General features: G+C 50.8%; 19 protein-coding genes and 2 pseudogenes. 12 read left to right on the top strand and 9 right to left on the bottom strand.

From position 1 onward, the window contains the following. The first annotated feature begins 83 nt into the window (after positions 1-83). The 5 genes from A3SI_RS06225 to A3SI_RS06205 all read left to right on the top strand — a co-directional run bounded on the left by A3SI_RS06225 (position 84) and on the right by A3SI_RS06205 (position 5,652). Positions 84-1,337: an aminotransferase class I/II-fold pyridoxal phosphate-dependent enzyme gene (locus tag A3SI_RS06225; RefSeq protein WP_040670289.1), complete on the top strand. Its 1,254-nt coding sequence runs from the start codon at positions 84-86 to the stop codon at positions 1,335-1,337. A gap of 271 nt (positions 1,338-1,608) precedes the next feature. Further along, positions 1,609-2,952 (top strand): PhoH family protein, encoded by a 1,344-nt coding sequence (locus A3SI_RS06220; RefSeq protein WP_009054423.1) that lies wholly within the window; start codon positions 1,609-1,611, stop codon positions 2,950-2,952. 206 nt (positions 2,953-3,158) lie between these two features. Further along, positions 3,159-3,887, top strand: coding sequence for a 3-deoxy-manno-octulosonate cytidylyltransferase (gene kdsB, locus A3SI_RS06215; RefSeq protein WP_009054422.1), 729 nt, complete (start codon positions 3,159-3,161; stop codon positions 3,885-3,887). After that, positions 3,884-4,666 carry a 3-deoxy-8-phosphooctulonate synthase gene (gene kdsA / locus A3SI_RS06210; RefSeq protein WP_009054421.1) on the top strand — a complete coding sequence of 261 codons (783 nt, stop codon included), beginning with the start codon at positions 3,884-3,886 and terminating at the stop codon, positions 4,664-4,666. The genes kdsB and kdsA overlap by 4 nt, the downstream gene beginning before the upstream one ends. Positions 4,667-4,695: 29 nt before the next feature. Further along, on the top strand, positions 4,696-5,652 hold the full coding sequence (locus tag A3SI_RS06205) for a KpsF/GutQ family sugar-phosphate isomerase (RefSeq protein WP_009054420.1): 957 nt from the start codon (positions 4,696-4,698) through the stop codon (positions 5,650-5,652). 21 nt (positions 5,653-5,673) lie between these two features. Here A3SI_RS06205 and A3SI_RS06200 read toward each other — a convergent pair whose 3' ends face one another. The 6 genes and pseudogenes from A3SI_RS06200 to A3SI_RS06175 all read right to left on the bottom strand — a co-directional run bounded on the left by A3SI_RS06200 (position 5,674) and on the right by A3SI_RS06175 (position 12,987). Further along, a complete protein-coding gene (locus A3SI_RS06200; protein ID WP_009054419.1) occupies positions 5,674-6,423 on the bottom strand; it encodes a LytR/AlgR family response regulator transcription factor in 750 nt (249 codons plus the stop codon). Positions 6,424-6,488: 65 nt separating this feature from the next. Then, positions 6,489-7,226 (bottom strand): LytR/AlgR family response regulator transcription factor, encoded by a 738-nt coding sequence (locus tag A3SI_RS06195; protein WP_009054418.1) that lies wholly within the window; start codon positions 7,224-7,226, stop codon positions 6,489-6,491. Between the two features lie 23 nt (positions 7,227-7,249). Beyond that, a complete protein-coding gene (locus A3SI_RS06190) occupies positions 7,250-8,299 on the bottom strand; it encodes a sensor histidine kinase (RefSeq protein WP_009054417.1) in 1,050 nt (349 codons plus the stop codon). A 79-nt stretch (positions 8,300-8,378) separates the two neighbouring features. Next, positions 8,379-11,203 (bottom strand): annotated as a pseudogene (gene uvrA / locus A3SI_RS06185) (excinuclease ABC subunit UvrA). A 90-nt stretch (positions 11,204-11,293) separates the two neighbouring features. Continuing rightward, complete coding sequence (locus tag A3SI_RS06180; RefSeq protein ID WP_009054416.1) at positions 11,294-12,253, bottom strand: lytic transglycosylase domain-containing protein; 960 nt, start codon at positions 12,251-12,253, stop codon at positions 11,294-11,296. Continuing rightward, positions 12,253-12,987, bottom strand: a complete 735-nt coding sequence (locus A3SI_RS06175) for an LOG family protein (protein WP_009054415.1) — start codon at positions 12,985-12,987, stop codon at positions 12,253-12,255. The genes A3SI_RS06180 and A3SI_RS06175 overlap by 1 nt, the downstream gene beginning before the upstream one ends. A gap of 207 nt (positions 12,988-13,194) precedes the next feature. Here A3SI_RS06175 and A3SI_RS06170 point away from each other — a divergent pair, with 207 nt between their 5' ends. The 4 genes from A3SI_RS06170 to A3SI_RS06155 all read left to right on the top strand — a co-directional run bounded on the left by A3SI_RS06170 (position 13,195) and on the right by A3SI_RS06155 (position 15,528). Then, complete coding sequence (locus A3SI_RS06170; RefSeq protein ID WP_009054414.1) at positions 13,195-13,809, top strand: YkgJ family cysteine cluster protein; 615 nt, start codon at positions 13,195-13,197, stop codon at positions 13,807-13,809. Positions 13,810-13,868: 59 nt separating this feature from the next. Further along, a complete protein-coding gene (locus tag A3SI_RS06165) occupies positions 13,869-14,219 on the top strand; it encodes a phage holin family protein (RefSeq protein ID WP_009054413.1) in 351 nt (116 codons plus the stop codon). After that, positions 14,216-14,545: a hypothetical protein gene (locus A3SI_RS06160; protein WP_009054411.1), complete on the top strand. Its 330-nt coding sequence runs from the start codon at positions 14,216-14,218 to the stop codon at positions 14,543-14,545. Before A3SI_RS06165 ends, A3SI_RS06160 begins: the two co-directional genes overlap by 4 nt. Before the next feature lie 95 nt (positions 14,546-14,640). Beyond that, entirely contained in the window at positions 14,641-15,528 is an 888-nt protein-coding gene (locus tag A3SI_RS06155; RefSeq protein WP_009054410.1) for a dienelactone hydrolase family protein, read from the top strand. Positions 15,529-15,697: 169 nt separating this feature from the next. Here the strand turns inward: A3SI_RS06155 and A3SI_RS06150 are convergent. Further along, positions 15,698-16,941 (bottom strand): annotated as a pseudogene (locus A3SI_RS06150) (cystathionine gamma-synthase family protein). 296 nt (positions 16,942-17,237) lie between these two features. Between A3SI_RS06150 and A3SI_RS06145 the strand changes: the two are divergent. The 3 genes from A3SI_RS06145 (at position 17,238) to A3SI_RS06135 (ending at position 19,443) form a co-directional block, all read left to right on the top strand. Continuing rightward, positions 17,238-17,897: a Tll0287-like domain-containing protein gene (locus tag A3SI_RS06145; protein ID WP_009054408.1), complete on the top strand. Its 660-nt coding sequence runs from the start codon at positions 17,238-17,240 to the stop codon at positions 17,895-17,897. Further along, positions 17,852-18,553, top strand: coding sequence for an NAD(P)H-dependent oxidoreductase (locus A3SI_RS17220; RefSeq protein ID WP_238531626.1), 702 nt, complete (start codon positions 17,852-17,854; stop codon positions 18,551-18,553). The genes A3SI_RS06145 and A3SI_RS17220 overlap by 46 nt, the downstream gene beginning before the upstream one ends. 152 nt (positions 18,554-18,705) lie before the next feature. Next, a complete protein-coding gene (locus A3SI_RS06135) occupies positions 18,706-19,443 on the top strand; it encodes a 1-(5-phosphoribosyl)-5-[(5-phosphoribosylamino)methylideneamino]imidazole-4-carboxamide isomerase (protein ID WP_009054404.1) in 738 nt (245 codons plus the stop codon). 150 nt (positions 19,444-19,593) lie between these two features. On the opposite strand, the gene A3SI_RS06130 is transcribed toward A3SI_RS06135, so the two are convergent. Then, complete coding sequence (locus tag A3SI_RS06130; protein ID WP_009054402.1) at positions 19,594-20,718, bottom strand: serine hydrolase; 1,125 nt, start codon at positions 20,716-20,718, stop codon at positions 19,594-19,596. Between the two features lie 347 nt (positions 20,719-21,065). Next, on the bottom strand, positions 21,066-21,923 hold the full coding sequence (locus tag A3SI_RS06125; protein WP_050977410.1) for an aminotransferase class I/II-fold pyridoxal phosphate-dependent enzyme: 858 nt from the start codon (positions 21,921-21,923) through the stop codon (positions 21,066-21,068). Between the last annotated feature and the right edge of the window lie 14 nt (positions 21,924-21,937).

Genomic DNA, 21,937 nt, shown 5'->3' with positions numbered 1-21,937 from the left:
GCGGCATGCAGGGAGTAGAACGGGAACTTTGGGCTACCGCCCAAAAAAACATCCATTTTCCCCTATCCAAAACAACAGACAGCATGTACTGGAAAAAAAAGACACACGAACAGATTAAGCAACATATTTTCAGCGCCTTAGAGGCGAATTTAGACTATCGTGGTGACCGCCCCATCTTGGGAATCCCGGGCACCTACCTCGATACTACCGAATTTTATCCCGACGCACCCTTCCTTAAAGATGCGCCCTACATGTCCGCCATGGTTCGGAACCCCAACCATATCGGCGTGCATACCCTAAGTGAAACTTCCGTGCTACCCGTTTTTGCAGGAACCCAAGACGTAGAAAAGGACCTTATCCGCCTCTGCGCGGAAGAGATCTTTCAGGCAGCACCGAATACCGTAGATGGCTATGTGGCCACAGGCGGTACGGAAGCGAATTTAGAAGCCATGTGGGTGTACCGCAATTATTTTATGCGGGAAAAAGGGGCCAAACTGGAAGAAATCGGCCTGGTTTACTCCTCCGACTCCCATTACTCCATGCCGAAAGGCGCTAATATCCTGCAGCTCCAAAATATCATCGTTCCCGTCACTGAAGACACCCGAGAAGTTACGGAAGAAGCGCTGGAAAAGGCCATCGCCGCTGCTCAAGAACAGGGCGTCCACTACTTTATCGTTATCGCCAACCTCTCCACGACGATGTTCGGATCGGTGGACGACATCGATCGGTATGGAGATTTCTTCAGCAGCCGTGAGCTGCCCTTTATGCTCCATGTGGACGCTGCCTATGGAGGCTTTATCTACCCCTTCACCCATGCGGAAAGCCGTTTTACATTCCAAAACAAGTATATGAATTCCATCACGGCGGATGGGCATAAAATGCTCCAAACGCCCTATGGAACCGGCCTATTCCTGATTCGAAAAGGCTTTTTCGACTATGTGAAAACCGACGAAGCACAGTATATCCCTGGAAAAGATTATACCATCAGCGGCAGCCGCTCGGGCGCAAATGCCATCTCCATGTGGATGATTTTACAGATCCACGGCTCCGAGGGCTGGCGCTACAAGATGGAAATGCTCTGCGACCGCACCGAACGCATCTGTAACAAACTGAAAGACGCCGGTATCCCTTTCTTCCGTAACCCCTACCTAAACATCATCGCCATCCGGGCAGCCTACGTCCCCGCAGCACTGGCTGAAAAATACCAGCTCGTCGCCGATAGCTACGAGCACCAGCCGAAATGGTATAAGATCGTGGTGATGCCCCATGTGCGCCCTGGGGTCCTCGACCAGTTTGTGCTCGAGCTGCTCTCCCCGAAGCAGCAGCCAGTGGCTTAAACGCGATCGAAGGCTTTGGCCCTCGGCCAAAAACGCGACACGCACAGCACCAAGCCTAATAAAAACACAGTAACTGCATGAAAAACAGGCCCCTAGACACACTCTCCGGCCTGTTTTTCCTGTTTCTGAAGGGCTTATAGTTGAATTTTTTAATTATTTCTAAGAAGTTTTTGAGGAATTCATGAGGCGAAACCGCGCTTTTTCAGTTAAATTAAAAGCAAGAAAATGATCCTAAAACCACTACATTACCCTAAAACCGTGCCTTTCGCCTATGCCCAAGTCCGCCAGTAAAAACCAAAAGATTTTTGTCCTCGACACCTCCGTCATCCTGTATGCACATAATGCCATCATGAATTTTGCGGAGCATGATGTCGTCATCCCGATCACTGTTTTAGAAGAGCTCGATCAATTTAAAAAAGGGAATGACACGAAAAATTACGAGGCGCGGGAGTTTATTCGCCTGCTGGATAAGCTCTCCGAGGAGCACATGATCCACGAATGGACGCCGCTAAATGGTAAGACCAAAGGCCATTTTAAGGTGCTCATGAACCCAGATAACCGCCTGAACGCAAACGAAATCTTCGGGGAAGAAAAAAATGACCACAAAATCCTAAACGCCGCCCTCCACCTGAAGCAAAAGGAACAGGACCGGAAAGTAATTTTAGTCAGTAAGGACATCAACCTGCGCCTAAAGGCCAAATCGCTCGACATCCACGCGGAGGATTACGAAACAGGTAAGATTAAAAATATCTCCGAACTTGAAAATACCGGTAAATACCTGCTAGAAGGTTTGGATTCCGAAAAAATCAACCTGCTTTACGATTCTCATGAGGTGGAGGCCAAGCATATTTTAGGCACCCGGAAGCGAAAGGCAAATGCTTTTTACATCCTGAAAAGCAATAAAAACTCTGTCCTAGCGCACTATAATGCAGAAAATAACACGATGGAGCGCGTAGACAAGGCCACCGCCTACCAAGTCAAGCCCCGAAATGCAGAGCAGGCCTTTGCGCTGCACGCCATCCTAAATCCGCGCATCAAGTTGGTAACCATACAGGGAGTGGCAGGCACAGGAAAAACCCTTTTGGCGCTAGCCGGCGCCCTAGAGCAGCGGCAGGACTACAAGCAGATTTTTCTGGCCCGGCCCATCGTACCCCTTTCCAATAAAGATATCGGCTACCTCCCGGGCGATATCAAGTCTAAGCTGAACCCGTACATGGAGCCGCTCTGGGATAATCTGAAATTTATCCAGCATCAGTTTAAGGAGAGCGATAAGGAGTTCCAGCGCATTAACGACATGGTGACGCAGGAGAAGCTTCTCATCCAGCCACTGGCCTACATCCGTGGGCGCTCCCTATCGAACATCTTTTTTATCATCGATGAGGCCCAGAACCTGACCCCTCATGAGATCAAAACCATCATCAGCCGGGCGGGTGAAAACACGAAAATCATTTTCACGGGAGATGTGCATCAGATCGATACGCCCTACCTCGACGCGCAGAGTAATGGCCTTTCCTACCTGATCGACCGCGTGAAGGACCACCCCCTCTATGCCCACATCAAGCTGGAAAAAGGCGAGCGCTCCGAGCTGGCGAACCTGGCGAACGAGCTGCTCTAAGGGTGGCGCAGGGCGCAAAGGGCCCGCTCTTCAAAGCCCTCTAAAAGAAAGGGGCTTCGGCAAATCAGCTCACGAAGGCGGTCCTGCTCAGCGGGGCGGGAATTGGCTAGAAAAGGAGAGTAGAAAGCGGAAGGAATTGCTTATTTTTGCACAGCAAAGCGCCCTCCACCTAGAAAATGTGCAGGGTCAAGGCAAAAAAAGAAGCGATGAAAACAGCGATAGTCATACCCGCCCGTCTCCAGTCGAGCCGGCTACCCGAAAAAGTATTGGCGGACTTGGGCGGAAAACCTCTGATCCAGCGGGTATATGATGCCTGCCTACGTGCCACCGAGGTGGATGAAGTGTGGATCGCTTGCGACCATGAACGCGTGGAGGCCGTCTGTCGCACCTTTACCTCGCACGTCATCCGCACCAGCGAGCAGCATGAAAGTGGCACCGACCGCATCGCCGAAGCCGCCCGTGGCCTACAGGCGGACTACATCATCAATGTGCAGGGCGATGAACCCTTTATAGATGCGGCCACCATCGACGCGGTAGCTGTAGCGCTGCGTGAGGGGCAAGAAAACATGGTAAGTGTCTATGCCCTTGGGGAAGATCCAACAGGCTTAGAAGACCCGAACACCGTAAAAGTCGTGACCGATAACGCCGGCTATGCGCTCTATTTTTCACGCGCGCCGATTCCTTTTCCACGTGATGGCAAGGCAGCGGAAGGACCGCTCTTCCAGAAGCACATCGGCCTCTACGGTTATGCTAGCGCCTTTTTGCAGACCTTTGCAGGCCTGCCTGCCGCCCATCTGGAACAAACCGAAAAACTCGAACAGCTGCGGGCACTGGCCCATGGCTATAAAATAAAAATGCTAGAGGTGTCCCACCCAGAAAAGGGCATCGACACCCTTGAAGACCTGGAACAGGCCCGAAAAAAATTCAACCTATGACCCTTTACGACTCCTTAAAAACTGGCCCTTTTTTCCTTTTAGGCCCCTGCGTGATCGAAAGCCAAGGCCTGCTCGAAGAGGTGGCTGAAAAGCTCGTGCAGCTGCGCGAAAAACTGAAGCGTCCGATCGTCTTCAAGGCTTCTTTCGATAAAGCGAACAGAACGTCTGCGGGCGCTTATCGTGGCCAAGGGATGGAGCGAGGCCTGCAGCTCCTGGACCTCATCAAGACCCGCTATGCCTTACCCATCATCACTGATATCCATGAGAGCTATCAGGCCCAGCCCGTAGCTGAAGTGGCCGATATCCTTCAGATTCCCGCCTTCCTTTGTCGGCAGACCGACCTGCTTACCGCAGCGGCAGAAACAGGAAAAATCGTCAATATCAAAAAGGCGCAGTTTCTCTCTGGCGAGGACATGGCCTACCCCGTGCGCAAGGTAGAAGAAGCCGGCAATACCCAAATTCTGCTGACGGAGCGCGGAAATATGTACGGCTACAACAACTTAGTGGTGGATTTCCGTAACATTCCTGACATGAAGGCTTATGGTTATCCCGTCGTGATGGACTGTACTCATGCCGTGCAGCGCCCAGGGGGTGCAGGCGGAAAAACCGGCGGAAACCGGGAGTTCGTTCCAGCTATGGCCTTGGCGGCCAAAGCCTTCGGCGCTGATGGTTACTTCCTGGAGACGCACCCTAACCCAAATGAGGCGCTGAGCGATGGCCCTAACATGCTCTTCCTAAGCGATCTGGAAGGGCTTCTGGAGCGCCTGACCCATTCTTAATGTGAATTTTGCCTAACCTTATGCATACCATGTCTGTTACTTCCTCCATCATCCAAACCGCGAAAGAAACCCTTCAGAATGAGGCACAGGCTCTCCTAGAGCAGATAGACCTGCTCTCCGATGGCTTCGAGCAGGCGGTGAAGGCCATATTAGCCACTTCAGGAAAAGTAGTGGTCTCTGGCATGGGGAAATCTGGAATCATCGGAAAAAAAATCGCTGCCACCCTAGCCAGCACAGGGACGCCCAGCTTTTTCTTGCACCCCGCAGAGGCTTTCCACGGGGATTTAGGGATGGTAGATCCTCAGGACCTGGTTTTGCTGCTGAGTAACTCCGGCGAAACGGACGAAGTGTTAAAAATCCTCCCCTTCTTTAAAGAAAACGGAAATGTGATTTTGGCCATGAGTGCGCGAACGGACTCTACGCTCGCCCAAAACGCCCATCACCACATTTGGGTGAAAATTCACGAGGAAGCCTGCCCTTTAAAACTAGCGCCTACCACCTCCACCACTGTGATGCTGGCGATGGGAGATGCCATGGCCGTGGCGCTGATGCGAGAAAAAGGATTTATGGAAGAGAACTATGCCCGTTTTCATCCCGGTGGAAGCCTGGGAAGGAAATTGTTAGCTAAAGTTGGCCATAAAATGCGTACGGAAAACCTGCCGCTTATTCAGCCTGACAGCACGTTAATCGAAATCATTCAGGTCATCAGTGAGGGACGCTTGGGGCTGGCACTCGTGAATGAAGGGAACAGAACGACGGGGATCATTACGGATGGCGACCTCAGAAGACTCTTAGAGCGCGAAGGTCCTGCGGCCTGGAACTTAAAAGCGAGCCAGTTTATGACGCCGAACCCGAAAACCATCACCGCCACGCTATCCCTACATGAGGCTGAGGAAGAGCTCCGGAAGAAAAAAATCACCTCCCTCATCGTCGTCGATGCGAAAGGTGATACAGCCGGAATTATTCAAATCTATGATTTGCACTAAGTCGCTAGCAGCTAATCTCTCCTAACTATCGATGATGATATTCAGCCTCGAAAGTAGGATGCTGTAATACTGTCTGCCGATCTGCACGGTCACGCCATTATCCATGAAAATTTCCTTGGTGGTAAAGGCCTCGATGCGCCGAAGGGAGACCATATAGGACTTTTGCACACGTAAAAAGCCATGTGGGCTTAAAATTTCCTCCATTTCACGGAGGGATTTACGTACCACAAATTCTTTTTTATCTGTATGCACCGTTACGATATTGCCACTGGCATTCACGTAGATGATTTCCTCATAGCCCACACGCGTATAGCGAATGCCTGAGCGAATAAAAATCGCATCGGGAAGCGCTTCGGCAGCTTGTGGCACGGCTGTAGGAAGCTCTACCTTTGGCTGGTTTCGCGAGTTAAACATCGCGATCTCCGTAATCGCGTGAATATCGTTCGTCGTAAAAGGCTTCACGATAAATCCTGCAGGATGCACACGCTTGGCACGCTCGATTATGGAAGGGTCACTGTACGAGGTCACGTAAACGAGGGGAGCATCCACCATATTTTTAATCATCTCCCCTAATTCGATTCCATCTTTATCACCCTTCAACTTAATATCCATAAATATTAAATCGGGTTTACTCCTCTTGATCAGCTTGACAGCTTGATTTGCTGAGTTCGCGATATCGATATGCTGATACTCCAAGAGGCCTAAAATCTCTTGGATATTTTCGGCGATATCCAGCTCATCTTCTACAATTAATATGCGGTCCTCTTTCATGGCATTCCTCTGTAGCGGCAGCACAGCAGCAACCTACTTGGGTTAACGTGCCTGCTGCCCAAAACTTATAAACTCATCATCTCTTTAAAACGAGACGCCTGTCGCCTACTTACTTCGATGCGGTCTCCTCCCTTCAGAGTGACCACTAAGCCTCCATTAAACCAAGGCTCTATTCCCTCTACCCAGCTGAGGTTTATGATATGCTTTCTGCTGGCGCGAAAGAAGCTTTTTTCGTCTAAGCGCTCATCTAAGGCATTCAAAGACTTATGAATCATCGGCTTATTCGAGTCGAAGTACACTTTAATATAATTTCCATCGGATTCGAATAAACGGACATTAGCTAGTTTCACAAACCAGCAGCGGTCACCATCTTTCACGAATACCTGATCGTCTAAACCTAATTTTTTTTCAGACTCACGCGAAGCGGCCGCAGCTTGCTCCTGCTTAGAAGAAGCGATGGTCTGCGAAAGTTTGTTGATAGCCTCCTGTAAGCGCGCGGGCTCCACCGGCTTGAGGAGATAATCCAGAGCATTCACCTGAAAGGCTTTAATGGCGTATTCGTCGTAAGCTGTGGTAAAAATGACATGCGGAACTGCCTCTAACTCTTCTAAAAGGTCGAAACCCGTCTTTTCCGGCATCTGGATGTCTAAGAAAACCACATCTGGCGCTAATGCCTCGATTTTCTCCTTCGCATCATCGACGTTATTGGCCTCAGCCAACACCTCCACATGGTCAAATTGGGCTAACAAATTAATCAATTCCTTACGGGCTAAACGCTCGTCGTCAATTACAATCGCTCGCATAATCAGTTTTCTATCTACTTCTATTAAACTTTGATTCCATTTTTAGGGATGTTGATCTGGGTGACTACATCCTGAATCCCTGCATTATATATCTTAAAGGAGGCCTTATTTCCGTAAATCAACTTGAGCCGCTGGATGGTATTATTAATACCATGTCCCTCACCAGACTTCCGCTTGGGAGCGGGTTTAGCCGTGAGCTGTCCCGTGTTCTTCACCATAATGATCAGCTCTGCATCTAAGCCCTCGTAACAGCTTATCTTAATCGTACCGCCTTCTAGCTTCGAGCTGATGCCATGCTTGATCGCATTTTCTACGATGGTCTGCAGCATCATGGGGGGGACACGGTACTCGTACGCCACAGGGTCGATATCATACTCGACACGCAGCCGCTCCTCATACCTTACACTTTCTAAATTTAGATAATCTTTTACAGTATTCAGTTCTTTTTCGAAATCAATTGTCCTTTTTTTGTCCATCATCAGCGAAAACCGCAAAATATTAGAAAGCTGCGTAATCGCTACCTTCGCTTTTCCTGGGTCCTCATCCACTAAGGCACGCACACTGTTCAGCGCATTAAAGATAAAGTGTGGATTCAACTGCGACTTTAAATGATTCAGCTGAATCTCGTTTATCTTGGCTTCATACCGAAGGGTCTGGTTGTAATTGTCTAAAAAATGAAATATAACATACACCATGGTCCACAAGGCATAGAAAATGAAGCTTACGAAAACATTTCCCAGCAGCACCACCTGGCGAAAATCAAACCCCACATCCAGTAGCCCGAAAACCCAATTGATCACGATCTGCCCGATGGTATTCAGGATGGCTAACAGCAAGAGCGATGCGATGGCCCGCACGATCAGCGCACTTATTTTTAACTGGAGCCACTGTCGGTTTTTGATGACTAACCGAAAGGCGTGGGTGGTTAAGAGATACAGCAGCGAGAGACTAAAGAAAGCACCCACCTGCGTCCAGCTAATCGTCCGCTCCAGCGAGACCAAAAACAAATTAATCAAGCCAAAAAGTGTCCAGCCAAGAACCTGTAAGAGCCAATATAAATTTTTTCTATCCATAGTGTAAAACCCAAATATAAAAAAAGCCTTGCATTACAAGGCTCTATATTTTGATTAGTGGGAAAATGGGGGTCCAAGATTACCCCAACTCTTTTTTAAGAAATTTCGCCGTGTGACTTTCCTTTACTTTCACGAGCTGCTCTGGGGTTCCGGTGGCCACCACGGTACCTCCACCGCGCCCCCCTTCAGGACCGATATCGATCAGGTAATCACATACTTTAATGATATCCAGATCATGCTCGATAATAAGCACTGTATTGCCCTTATCGACCAACTTATTCAAAACTGCCAACAGGTGCTCGATATCCTTAAAATGCAGCCCTGTCGTGGGCTCATCCAAGATATAAAAGGTCTTTCCCGTATCCTTCTTGGATAGCTCCGTGGCCAGCTTCACCCGCTGCGCCTCACCGCCAGAAAGTGTCGTGGCGTGCTGCCCCAGGGTGATATACCCCAAGCCTACCTCCAGCAGGGTCTGAATTTTACGTAGAATTTTCGGCTGGTTTTCGAAAAACTCCACCGCTTGCTCCACCGTCATATCCAATACATCGGCGATGGATTTCCCCTTAAAACGCACCTCCAGCGTCTCCCTGTTGTAGCGCTTCCCTTTACAGGTCTCGCAGGGAATGTGCACATCGGGCAGAAAGTCCATTTCCACCAGCTTCATGCCCGCACCTTCGCAGTCCTCACAGCGGCCCCCTTTCACATTAAAGCTGAAACGGCCCGGCTTGTAGCCCCTGATTTTTGCCTCCGGCAAATCCGTAAACAGCGCACGGATATCCGTAAAAACACCCGTATACGTCGCTGGATTCGAACGCGGTGTCCGGCCGATAGGAGACTGATCTACCTCAATTACCTTATCTAAATGCTCCAGCCCACTCACGGACTTATAGGGCAGTGGACTTTTCTTGCTCTTATAAAAATACTGGTTTAACAGCGGATACAGCGTCTCATGGATAAGCGTACTCTTCCCACTTCCCGAGACACCCGTCACACAGATCATCGTTCCTAGCGGGAAATCCACATTGACCTTTTTCAGGTTATGACCACTGGCTCCTTTTATGCGTACGAACTCACCCGAGCCCTTTCGTCGCTTCTCCGGAACAGGAATGCTTCGCTTGCCACTCAGAAAGGAAGCCGTGACACTTCCCTGTGCTAAAACCTCCTGAGGAGTACCGATGGCCACGATTTGCCCCCCGTGGCGCCCTGCCCCTGGACCGATGTCCACCAGAAAATCAGAGGAAAGCATCATGTCTTTATCATGCTCTACCACCAAGACCGAATTCCCTAAATCACGTAAATCCTGCAGGGCGCGAATTAATTTCGCATTATCCCGCTGGTGCAGCCCGATGCTGGGCTCATCTAAAATATACAATACCCCGACGAGCTGCGTGCCGATCTGAGTAGCCAGCCGTATTCGCTGGGCCTCACCCCCGGAAAGGGTCCGCAAGGGTCGGTTTAAGGATAAATAATCCAGGCCGATGGCCAAAAGGAAGCCGATACGCTTGCGAATCTCCTTTAGCACCTCCCTGGCGATGGCGTTTTGGCGCTCGTCCAAACGCTCCTCTAAGTCTGCGAACCACTCCCCTAAACTGGTAATATCCAGCATGGCCAGCTGCCCGATATGCTTGTCGGCGATGCGAAAATGCAGGGACTCTTTCTTCAGGCGATACCCCTCACAGTCTGGACACACACGCGTGGTGGTAAACTCACTCACCCACTTCTGAATTTTATCAGACCCCCCCTCCTGCTGCTTTTGTAGGAATGGATAATGCCCTCAAAACTGGTCGTCCACTTGGTGCCCGGATACTTCACCGAGTCCACCGCGATTTCCTCTCCGTCGCCATAGAGCAGCACCTGGAGGACATCCTCGCTTAGCTTGCCGACAGGCGTGGACATACTCGCCTTAAAACGCTTAAGAATCGCTTCGATCTTTTTAAAGATCCAAATATCCCGGTATTCTCCCAGAGGCGCGATGCCCCCCATCGTAATCGATAGGCTCGGATCCGGAAAGAGCGACTCCCGCGTGATTTCTTCGATAACACCCAGCCCATTACAAGTTGGGCAGGCCCCATAAGGGCTATTAAAAGAAAAGTTATTCGGCGCTGGCTCATCATAGGCTAGCCCCGTAGTAGGGTCCATCAGAAACTTAGAAAAGTGGTGAATTTCACCTTTCTCATCCCGCAGCATCAGCACCCCTTTCCCGTGCTGCAAGGCCGTCTTCAGCGACTGCGTAATGCGGTAGCGGTCTTCCTCCTCCGCCACCACTCGGTCCACCACGATCTCGATATCGTGGATTTTATAGCGGTCCACCTGCATTTTCGGCTGCACCTCTAAGACCACGCCATCTACGCGCACCTTCGCAAAACCCATCTTGCGGATCTGCTCGAAAAGCTCTCGGTAATGCCCTTTACGCCCCTTCACCACGGGCGCCAAGATGTATAACTTCTGCCCCTTAAAATGGGTAAACAGCTGCTCGATGATCTGGTCTTCGGTCTGTCGAATCATCGGCTGTCCGCTGAGGTAAGAGTACGCTTTGCCCGCACGGGCAAAAAGCAGCCGCATAAAATCGTAAATCTCCGTCACCGTGCCCACCGTGGAACGCGGATTTTTAGACGTCGTCTTCTGCTCGATCGCAATAACCGGCGATAGCCCATTTATTTTATCCACCTCCGGACGCTCCATCCCACCTAAAAAGGAACGCGCATAGGCCGAAAAGGACTCCATGTAACGGCGCTGCCCTTCCGCATAAATCGTGTCGAAAGCCAGCGAACTCTTCCCACTCCCACTGAGGCCCGTAATGACCACCAACTTATTCCTCGGAATCCGTAAATCGACGTTTTTTAAGTTGTGCTCACGGGCGCCAAATATCTCTAAATGCTCTTCCGGCTCTTGTATCGTATCCATAAATCCATTCTTGGTAAGCGTGCCCGGCCCCCTCACTGCGGAAGGTACCTGCACGTATCATCCCCCTAACCCCTGAAAGGCAGGCAGGGTTTAGGCACTCCCCACAGGGAGCTTGATTTCATAGGTTTTGCCCCGGGCAGGGGCTAATTTTCTGCTCCGCAACCAAGGATTAAGCCATTTTAGATCCCGGTAGGTGCTGCCCTGGGCTTGTGCCCAAACAGCTAAATCCGGAATAGCCGTGTCCACGCGAAGGGTACGCGTCTCCGGATAACGGTAGCGCTCAGCCTCAGGCACAAAGTACCCGTACGTTTCGGGCTGCTCAAAAAGCAGTTTAAACGCCAAAACCCGGAACAGGTATCGGCTCGTTTCATCGTTCAAGTACAGGTCGAAATACGTGTTGACGCGCTGCTCCTGCATGCGATTCGCCAGCCCCGCCTGCCCCATATTATAACTTGCCGCCACTGCTGCCCAAGTTCCAAAGCGGGCATGGGCCTTTTTTAAGTACCGTGCTGCCGCCAGCGTGGCCTTCTCCAGGTGATAACGCTCGTCTACATCGCTGCTCACCTCCAAACCGTATTCCTTCGCCGTCTTGGGCATAAACTGCCAAAAGCCCCGAGCACCCGCAGGAGAGGTGACATGCAGCAGGGCCGACTCGGCTATGGCCACATATTTAAAATCATCCGGCACACCTGCCGCCGCGAGCAGCCGCTCGATCTCCGGTAGATACTTAGCCGATCGCTTTTTCAGCAGGATCAAGTTGGACTCCCAGTATGCATTTACGTAAAGTTCCCGCTCCATCCGCTCCCGCACATGCAGATCCTCCAGTGGCACGCGCTCCCCCGCAAAATCCAGCTCCTCCGGAAGCGGCAGCAGCGCAAAAGGCGCCCGCAAACCACCCGAAGCCGCCACCTCCGCCCCCGCTGCCACGGCATAAGGCGCATAGTCTTCGGGAAGTGGAGAGTCTACAGGCCCTCGGCCGGGCCAAAACTGGAGTACCAGCAGCCCGCCTACGGCCAAATAAAGGAAAATAAGATGAAAATTAAATCGCATTAATAGTTGGGAGACAGCAGGTACTTGCTGTAAAATTCATCGATTACTTTTACCGCGTCTGTTGGCTCGTCTACCACAGAGAATAGATCTAAATCGCCTTCACTGATGTAGCCGTGCTGCTCCAGCATCGTAGCTTTTAGCCAGTCGAGCAGCCCCTCCCAGTAGGCCTTGCCCACGAGGACGATCGGAAAACGGCCGATTTTATTCGTCTGAATAAGCGTAAGCGCCTCGAATAGCTCGTCCAAAGTCCCAAAACCCCCCGGAAGCACCACGAAACCCTGTGCATACTTGGTAAACATCACCTTGCGGACGAAGAAATAGTCGAAGTTGATGATCTTATCCGGGTCGATGTAAATATTATTAAACTGCTCGAAAGGCAGCTCGATGTTAAGACCTACCGACTTGCCATTTTGAGAATGCGCCCCTTTATTTCCTGCCTCCATGATGCCCGGTCCACCACCCGTGATAACACCATAACCATGACGCACCAGCTTGGCTGCGATTTCTTCCGCACACTTGTAATGGGGGTGATCCTGCGGCGTTCTAGCCGAGCCAAAAATGGAAACACAAGGGCCGATTTTGGCTAACTTCTCGAAGCCCTGCACAAATTCAGACATCACCTTAAAAATTACCCAGCTGTCCGCACTTTTAATCTCACTCCAATCGCGCTCCTTAAACGCTTTGCGGATCTTTTCTTCCTGTTTTTGGTCTAAATGGTTGGTTTTCTCTTCCATATCTTAATTCGTTTAGGCTAAAAGGACGGCTTTCCGCCCGGTTTTGTGCTTGCCTGCGGCAAACTAACAAAAATAGGCAGCTTCTATGAATTAACCTAACTAGAAGTAGGAAGTTAGGGCAGCCCAACTTTTTATTCTACCATAACATTTTCTTATTGTACCATTCGAAAACTCTTTCTACCTTCGCAAACTTTTATTTGACAACCTATGAATCTAAAGGAGAAGTCCCTTGCGGTCAGTGAATTATATAAGGAGCTGGACGCTGAAATGCAGGCTTTCATCGGGCAGAGCGGCCTAGGCTGCTTGCCAGGCTGTGGTTTTTGCTGTAGCAAGCCCACCGTGCAGGCTTCCATCCTTGAATTTTTACCTTTTGCCTTCCATATCGTCGAGCAGGGAAAAGGCGAAGAAGCCTTACTTCGGCTAGAGGAAGCCGGCAGCACGAAACCCTGCATCCTATACAAGAGCTTCAGCGAAGATGGCGAGTCGGGTTTTTGTTCTGCCTATGCACAGCGCGGACTGATCTGCAGGGTCTTTGGCGCGAGCGCCAGAAAAAACAAACAGGGGCAGCGCGAAATTATCACCTGTAAAAAAATCAAAACCCAGAAAGCAGACGCCTTCCAAGTGGCCCAGCAGGCGGTCCAGGAAGGCAGCCTGGAGGTCAGCAGCAGCAGCGGCGCATACTCCTACCTGTATGGCATCGATTTTGAGCTCGCCGCTAAAACATTCCCCGTAAACGAAGCCCTACGCCTGGCTGTAGAGCATGTGCTGACCTACCGCTACTACAGCGGCAGCGAGGAAGCGGCACCCGAAAGTAGTTTTTAATTTCGGATAGAAGCGCGTATATTGGGAGTTTACATCCTCGAAAACTGAAAATCTGCGCTATGTTTAACATCGCTGAAATCGTCCAGACCGTCAAGCAGCTGATCGAAGTTCGCCTGCAACTTCTTAAAAACGAAGTCGAAGATCAGGTCAGCAGCTTGATTGCCCGCATATTTATCTTGGTAACCATGGGCCTCGCTGGCCTAATGGTACTTTTATTTATGAGCCTTTGGCTGGCTTTTTTCATCGGAGAGAAGTTGTACTCTCCGTCTATGGGCTTCCTCTATGTGGGGCTAATCTACACCCTGCTCTTCATCCTGCTGTATATCATCCGCGATTCCGAAGGGTTTATCCAGTCGTTTAAGGACTTCTTCAGAAGATTTTTATTCCTCTTTCAAAAGAAAAAGCCATGAACGAAGAGCTGAAAAAACAAGCCGAGGCCTTAGAGCAGACCCTGCGCATGCAGCTCTCCGTGGCCAAAAACGAGCAGGGAGATATCCTAAAACTCGGAGCCGCTGTGCTGGGTGGAGGCATTTTAGCTTTCTCCCTAGTGCGCCTATTTAAAGGTAAAAAAAAGAAAAAAAATGCAGCGGGTCATGGAAACCCTCGAGCGAGAGGGCCTCTTGGACGACGACATCCGCAGCCGCCTACGCAGTTCCCGATCACCAGGGCTGCTCCAGCGCGCAGGCATGCTCCTGCTTCCTATTCTGATAAAAAAAAGGCCGGGAGCGCTTTTTAGAACAAAACGAGGCGAGCGAATAGCTGCCGACGGAACAGCCCATACCCCGAACACTTTAGCCAGCACGCTGTTTTCTTCTTAAACCACACCACTTTATGGAAAAAACACCGAAGCCTAAGCTGCCCCAAGAGGTCTATGACCTGTACGATTACTACGTCCATGGTCAGCTGAACCGCAGGCAGTTTATGGACAAGCTCTCCCGCTACACCGTAGGTGGCCTTAGCATCGCCGCGCTAAGTAGCTACTTGATGCCCGACTACATAGGCACGAAGCGCTTTCAGGAGGACGACCCCCGCATCGAAAGCCAGCGCATCACCTACACTTCCCCAGACGGAGGAGGGGAGATCCAGGCGCTGCTCGTGCTACCGAAAGAACGGAGCGGCCCACTTCCTACCCTGCTGGTCGTACATGAAAACCGTGGCCTTAATCCCTACATCGAAGATACCGCTAAGCAGGCAGCACTGGATGGCTTTATCGCCCTAGCACCCGATATGCTCAGCCCTTTCGGCGGCTACCCCGGGAATGATGATGAGGGACGGCGCCTGCAGGCGCAAAGAAATCGCGATGAAATGCTGAGCGACTTTATCGCTGGCCACCAGCTCCTCGCCGACCACGAAGCCGGAAATGGAAAAGTAGGCGTCATCGGGTTTTGCTTCGGAGCATGGATCGCAAATAACATGGCGGTAAAACTACCAAACCTCGCCGCAGCAGTGCCTTTTTACGGTGGACAGCCCGAGGAGCAAGATGTAGCCGCCATTCAAGCGCCCCTACAGTTGCACTACGCTGAACTCGATACCCGCGTAAATGCGGGATGGCCGGCATACGAAACCGCCCTCAAACGAGAAAGTAAAACTTACGAAGTGCATTTTTACCCAGAGGCCAACCATGGCTTTCATAACCACTCCACCCCGCGCTACGACGAACCATCGGCTAAATTAGCTTGGGAGCGCAGTGTGGCCTTTTTGAAAAAACACGTCGGATAAACAGCGAAAAGCAACGCAGAAAAAGAGGAGGAGTCTTCAGGTTCACGCCATAACGGCATGTACGTGAAGACTCCTTTTTGTGTTTTGGCGCTGCGCGCCAAAATAATATAAACTAAAGCAATAGACACTACAGCACCCTGCAGAAGCTGCAAGGTAAGAGGGGGCAGGATTACGCCTTTTCTAAGGCCTGCTGTATATCCCAGATGATATCTTCGGCATGCTCCACACCAACAGAAATCCGCACGAGGGAAGGAGAAATCCCCAGACGCTCGCGGTCCTCCGCGCTCACATCGCTGTGTGTCATCGTAGCGGGATGCTCCGCCAGGGACTCCGTGCTGCCCAGGGAAACGGCCAGCTTAATCAGCTTCAGCGCATTTAAAAACCGGAAAGCCTCAGCCTCGCCACCCACGATGTCGAAAGAAAGCATGGCCCCAGCGGTGCTGCACTGCCTGTTGAAAATTTCTTTTTGGGCGGAGTGCTCTGCCAAATGACCGAGGTAATAGGTCTTGGCGACCTTCGGATGTGCCGCTAGAAAATCTGCCACCGAACGGGCATTTAGCGCCTGCTGATCCATACGCACTTTTAGGGTTTCTAAGCTCCGCATCAGCAGCCAGCCCGTCCAGGGGCCCGCCATGTTACCCAAAAACGTACGCAGAGCTCGGATCCGGCCCATGTAGGCTTGGCTACCCAGCACCGCACCAGCGATCAGGTCAGAATGTCCGCCGATGTATTTAGTGGCCGAGTACACCACCAAGTCCGCACCGTGCGCGATGGGGCTTTGCCAAAGTGGCCCCATGTAGGTGTTATCCACACAGAAAACGGCTCGCTCAGCACCGCCGCACTGCTCAGCCACCGCACGACAAAGCGCCAAATCGAAAAGGGCGTTCGTCGGATTCGCGGGCGTCTCCACATAGACGAGTTTCACGCGCTCCCGACTGCCGCCCGCATCGATGCGCGCTAAAATCTCTTCTTGGGTATCCTGCTCGGTGAAGCCGATGCTCGGATGCCATACTGAGGCAGCACCTTGTTGATGAAGTGGTCCGTTCCGCCATATACAGGCTTACTGTAAAGCAAAAAGTCTCCTGGCCGCAAAAATTCCAGCATCACCGTAGAAATCGCCGACATACCGCTCTCGAAAACGGCACAGGCATCCGCCTTATCCCAGAGGCATAGGCGCTCCTCTAAAATCTGTAAGTCAGGATTATTCAGGCGACTATAAATGAGGCCGAGCTCCTCATTCGGGTCCTGCTCCCGCTGCCCATACGCCACCTGAAAAAAGGCCTTGCCCTCCTCAGCAGACTTAAAGACAAAAGTCGAGGTTTGGAAAATCGGGCATTTAATCGCCCCTTCCGAAAGTTCTGGTTTATAGCCGTGGCTCATCATCAAGCTCTCCGGCCGCATGAAGGTATGCATATCCTTGCTGTTTGGGTTTATACTCGGTCTCAAAATTGAGTAAAATCTTTGCTATTTAAAAGCGTCGATTCCAAATAATATTTCATCGATCTCTTCAACTAAAAAGAAACTTTTATAAAGTCAAAATAAAATTTTACAATACGCGCTAACAAGTGCTTTTATTTCGTAGGCACTGTTTTTTATCTCCTTCGGAGCAATTTTCATTTGCGGGCCGCAATAATCCTTCTGAAATGAACAGCACACCGCCGAAAAGCGTTTGAAAACTAGTATCTTTACCATTTAAAGACCCCTACGACATGAGACGCATTCTTTTCTTAAGTTGCACACTACTTTTAAGTTGGACCTGGATCGCTTGTAGCACGAATGAACGTGTAGACCGCGAAGTGTTCGAGCAGGTGAACCGAAGCATGCAGGCGAAAAAGCTTTCGGAAGCCACCATTTTAAAGGGTGCCCTAGAGTGGGGCGAGGAGCTGGCAGATGAAGCCCAAGCACAGCTGATCACGGCGCTGCGTGAGGCCATCGAGCGCGAAGGGGTCGTAGGCGCCATCGACTTCTGCCAGGTAAATGCCATCAGCCTGATCGAGGAGGTGGCCCCGAAAGGCATCGAAATCCGACGGGTGTCCTATGACTACCGAAACCCAGCAGATGCACCGCGCGAGGAGGAAAAGCCTTTCTTGGATATGTATGCCTATAATGTGGAAAATGAATTGAAATCGGAGCCGAACGTGCAGAAAATAGAAGGGGGTGAAGTGCTCCTGTTCACCCGTGCCATCACCATTCCTGGAGAGTTTTGCCTCGCCTGCCATGGAAAAGAAGGTAGCGAGATCGCTGCTGAGACGCTGGCCAAGCTCACCGAACGCTATCCTGAGGACAAGGCGCGCAACCATGCAGTGGGAGACCTGCGTGGCATGTGGAGCATTCGCTTGCCGAAGCGGGAAGTAGTGCAGAAACTATGAGCCAGCGCCAGAAAACCCTTCGCCCGGCACTTCTGACCGCCTGCCTGTGCCTGTTCACGCAGCTGCTGCTCGCACAGGAGGTGCTTATTCTCTCTGGCCACCCGAGTGCCAAAAGCCTGAATGCACACCTGGAAAGCGTTTTATTTACTGCGCTGGAGGAAAGGGGAGTTGCCGTACAGCTGCGCGCCCTCCGCGAGATCGAAAGCATCGGTCATTTAGATGCACAGCGCTGGTCAGATCGAGCTGGGGTGTCACAGGAAGCACAGATCGCCGCGGAGCAGGAATTTTGGCGTCGTGCCGAGCACATCATCCTGCTCCATCCAGTCTGGTGGTGGAGTATGCCTGCCCCGATGAAAGCCTACCTCGACGTGGTCCTCAGTCCCGGATTCGCCTATCCTGAGGGAGATGCTTCAGGGCCCTTTGCCCTAAAGGGCAAAAGCCTAAGCCTTATCCAAACCGCCGGGGCGCCTGATACCTATATCGAAGCGGAGGGCTTAAAGGAAGCTTATGAACGACTGATCCGTGTGGGACTCTGTGATTTCACACAGATGGAATTTCATAGTTACCTCCTTTTCGGTGGTGTGATGGAAAAAAGTCCCGCCGAGATAGCGGCCTTGGAGGAAGAGATCCGCGCTTGGGTGAAAGAGCATTTTTAGGGCATCAGAGGGAAGGCGAGCAGGTGTTCGGAAGAAATTTTTTCAAAGATTTTTCAATTTTACGTAAAAAAGTCAACCATTTTTTTTATATTTAGTACAATTAGGACCCGTACGCCTGAAATAAGTATTACACCGTTAAAATCAGAATCACTATGTTTGAGATCATCCCTTCCATTTGGCTCATCGAGGGCAAATGCGTCCGTCTAAAAAGGGGCGACTTTGCAAATCAAGAAATCATTTCCCATAACCCCTTGGAAATCGCCCAAGCTTTCGAGGATCATGGGATCAAGCGCCTGCACCTCGTCGATTTAGATGGGGCACGTAAAGGAGAGCCCCAAAATTACCATATTCTGGAAACCATCGCCGGCTATACCAATCTAAAAGTGGACTTCACGGGAGGTATTACCACAGACGGTGATGTCATGAAATGTTTTGAATATGGCGCTAAAACGATTACCGCTGCCTCCGTGACCGTGGCCTATCCCGAGCGTTTTGCGAACATGATCATGTCTTATGGACGTGAAAAAATCAACCTTGCCATCGACGTGAACCCTGAGGATATGCTGATTAAGGTTAGAGGCCGTCTGAAAAAGACAGCCACCAACCTATACGATCACCTGGACTATTTTTACGAGCGAGGCCTGAAATATGTAAAAATTTCGGATATCACCCGTGATGGGGTGATGGAAGGACCGAACTACGCCTTGTACCAAGACCTGATCGCCCGCTTTCCGAATCTGGCACTAGCGGCCTCAGGTGGTGTTCGTGATATCGACGACTTCCGACAGCTTCGCGATATGGGACTAAATGCAGTGGTCTTTGGCAGAGCCTATTACGAAGGCAAGCTAAGCCTGAAAGACATCGATCTGCTGCTCAGCGAAACCGTTTAAAACGATACGGATTTAAAGACCCTGGTGATTCTAGGAAAAAGGCGTCAACTTAAGAGATGACGCCTTTTTTGCTTTTGTAGCTTTTTTGGACCTACGACCTAATAACCTCATATAGGCCTGGCTAAAAGCTGGCTCATACTGGAATGGGCACTACTTTTTCTTCAGCGCCTGCTCCCAAGGCGATGTTCCCAGCCGCTGATAGGGAGTGAAGGTACCTGTTTCCTGACGGCGTACAAAATGCTGGTACACATACTCCCCTAATTCTGCGAAAAATGGAAATCCAACTTCGTCGTATTCATAGGAATTATCATTTAAGGTCTCGTTTTCATTCACATAAATGACCGCAGCGATAAAATAGGAGATTCCCTTCTCCTCATCCACGAAATAGCCCCCATCTAACAGGTGTCCATACGCCATGCCCGTCTTGTTATAAAGACGAAACTGATCCGGAATCGGCTCCTTAGATGTGCCGAACTTGAAAAACTTACTGTAGCTCGGGTAAAATTCCTTCGGGTCATAGGCGGGAAACTGACTTTCATGGGGCAGCATGCCCATATACGTAAGAAGAAAATCCCGATCCTCAGCGGCTACTGCAAACTGCTGCTCACTGGAAAAGGCCTCCGGAAAAACCAAGCGCTCCAAAGTTGCCATAAAATCACCCAAAGCGTATTTGTTCTTCGTCGTGAAGTCCATAGGAGCAGACACCAAACTGTCCCCGATATAATACTGCTTGGCTAACATGGGAGCATCTTGGTTAACATAAACGCCTGAAGCCTCCCGTGCAGGCAGCTCAAATAAGGTGCTTCCATCAGCCTGTAAAAAACGTATCGGGTTAACATGACGGTTTTCTTCCGCAGGCAGTGGAATGCTTAACCGATGATTGATTACCGTATGTGCTAACCCTTTTTGGCGCAATTTCTCATTGATATAGTCTTGCCCTAAAAGCTCATAGAGGCGATTATACGCATCATTATCACTCACTAACAAAATTTTCTTTGCATAATGTGCAATACTTGGCAGCAAGTTAGCACTTGTACTATCGAAACGGGCTTCTGTTTGTGCCTCCCGAGCCGTCAAGTTAAGCATCGGCGTCTCCCGGTTTAGGCCAGGCACCTCTTGTTCGGCCAGCCACTCGTGGGCTAGGATCGCGATAGGGAGCTTTACCGTGCTCGCCGGATAGTAATAGCGCGTATCGTCTAAACCAAAGCTACTGCGTGCGAAACCCTTCACCTGTCCCGCTTCATCTTGCTCGATTTCAGAGACGATGATTTGCACCTGATACTTCTCCGGATCCGCTAAAACTTGTTGTAAAACCGGATAACTATCAGGAATTTTTTCAAAGAGTACATCGCGCCGGGATTAGACTGACAGGCAAAAAAACTGCCCACAATAAGTGCGAGGGCACCGAAAGAATACGAAATATGCTTCATGCTGCTGCTAGTTAATAAGATTCTAAGATAGGACTTTCTATCCAAAGAAAAAATCGCCTGCCTGCTCTCAGCTATGTAGCCGTCTACTCAGGACCTCCACCAGACGATCGATATCCTCTTTTTGATGCCAAGCAGCCAGCACAATCCGATTTAAGGCAGGCGAGTCAGCCGCCGGATAGGGAAAAGAGGAAATCAATATGCGCTCTTTTTCGAGTAAGTGCTTCGCGATGGAGCCTTCTGGCAAGCGCCAAATCGGCAGCTGTGGGTGCTGCAGCAAGAAATCCGAAAGCTCTGCTGCCATACAGCGCATTCGCATGTAGGCCAGCAACTCCTGCAGGCGCGCTTGCGCCTCTCTGTACAGCTCCTGAGCCTGTAAAAATGCATGGGCATAGCTGGCGGCATAGGCGAAGCACCACGGAATGCCGCTGTCGCCTGTAGCTCCGCTAAAAGGGACTCCGCGCCTAAAAGAATCCCCCCAGGAAGGCTTAGCCCTTTCGCGAGCGAGCCACTCACCAGCACCTGACAAGCCTCCTTTGGTAAGCTAGAATAGGTGCCGAAAAGCCCTGCGCCTAATAACCCGAAAGCATGGCTATCATCCACCAAAAGGTACACCCGATGCTCCCGGGCGAGCTCCTCGAGCCAGTCGAAGGCATAGACGGCTAAGCCTAATGGATCGCAGGCATTCGCCGCCACTAAGCAGGTGCTGCCTTTCGGCAAAGTAGCCATACTGGATTTGATCTCTTGCTGCCAAGCTTGAAAATTTTTCGCCGCACTAGGGGCCGCCGTGGCCGGCAAAACGGCAGGGTGAATGTCTGGCGCATAAAAAGCCCGCTGCACCTTCGGGATCAGCAGCTCCAAAGCAAGTCGTCCTGCTAAAAAGCCACTGCTGAAAAGAAGGGCCTTTTCCGCACTAGCACCTTTGGCAAAAGCCGACTCGAAGTCCGCATACACAGACAGCTGCACATTATTCGCCCGACTTAGCCCATGCACTAGCCCAAACTGCGTAAAGCCTTCCTCTACACAGCGGATAAAATCCGGATGAGCACTCATCCCCAAATAGGAGG

This window comes from Nitritalea halalkaliphila LW7 (assembly GCF_000265075.1).
GTDB classification, from domain to species: Bacteria; Bacteroidota; Bacteroidia; order Cytophagales; family Cyclobacteriaceae; genus Nitritalea; species Nitritalea halalkaliphila.
The sequence above is the reverse complement of the archived record's forward strand: the minus strand, read 5'-3'. Positions and strand labels throughout refer to the sequence as shown.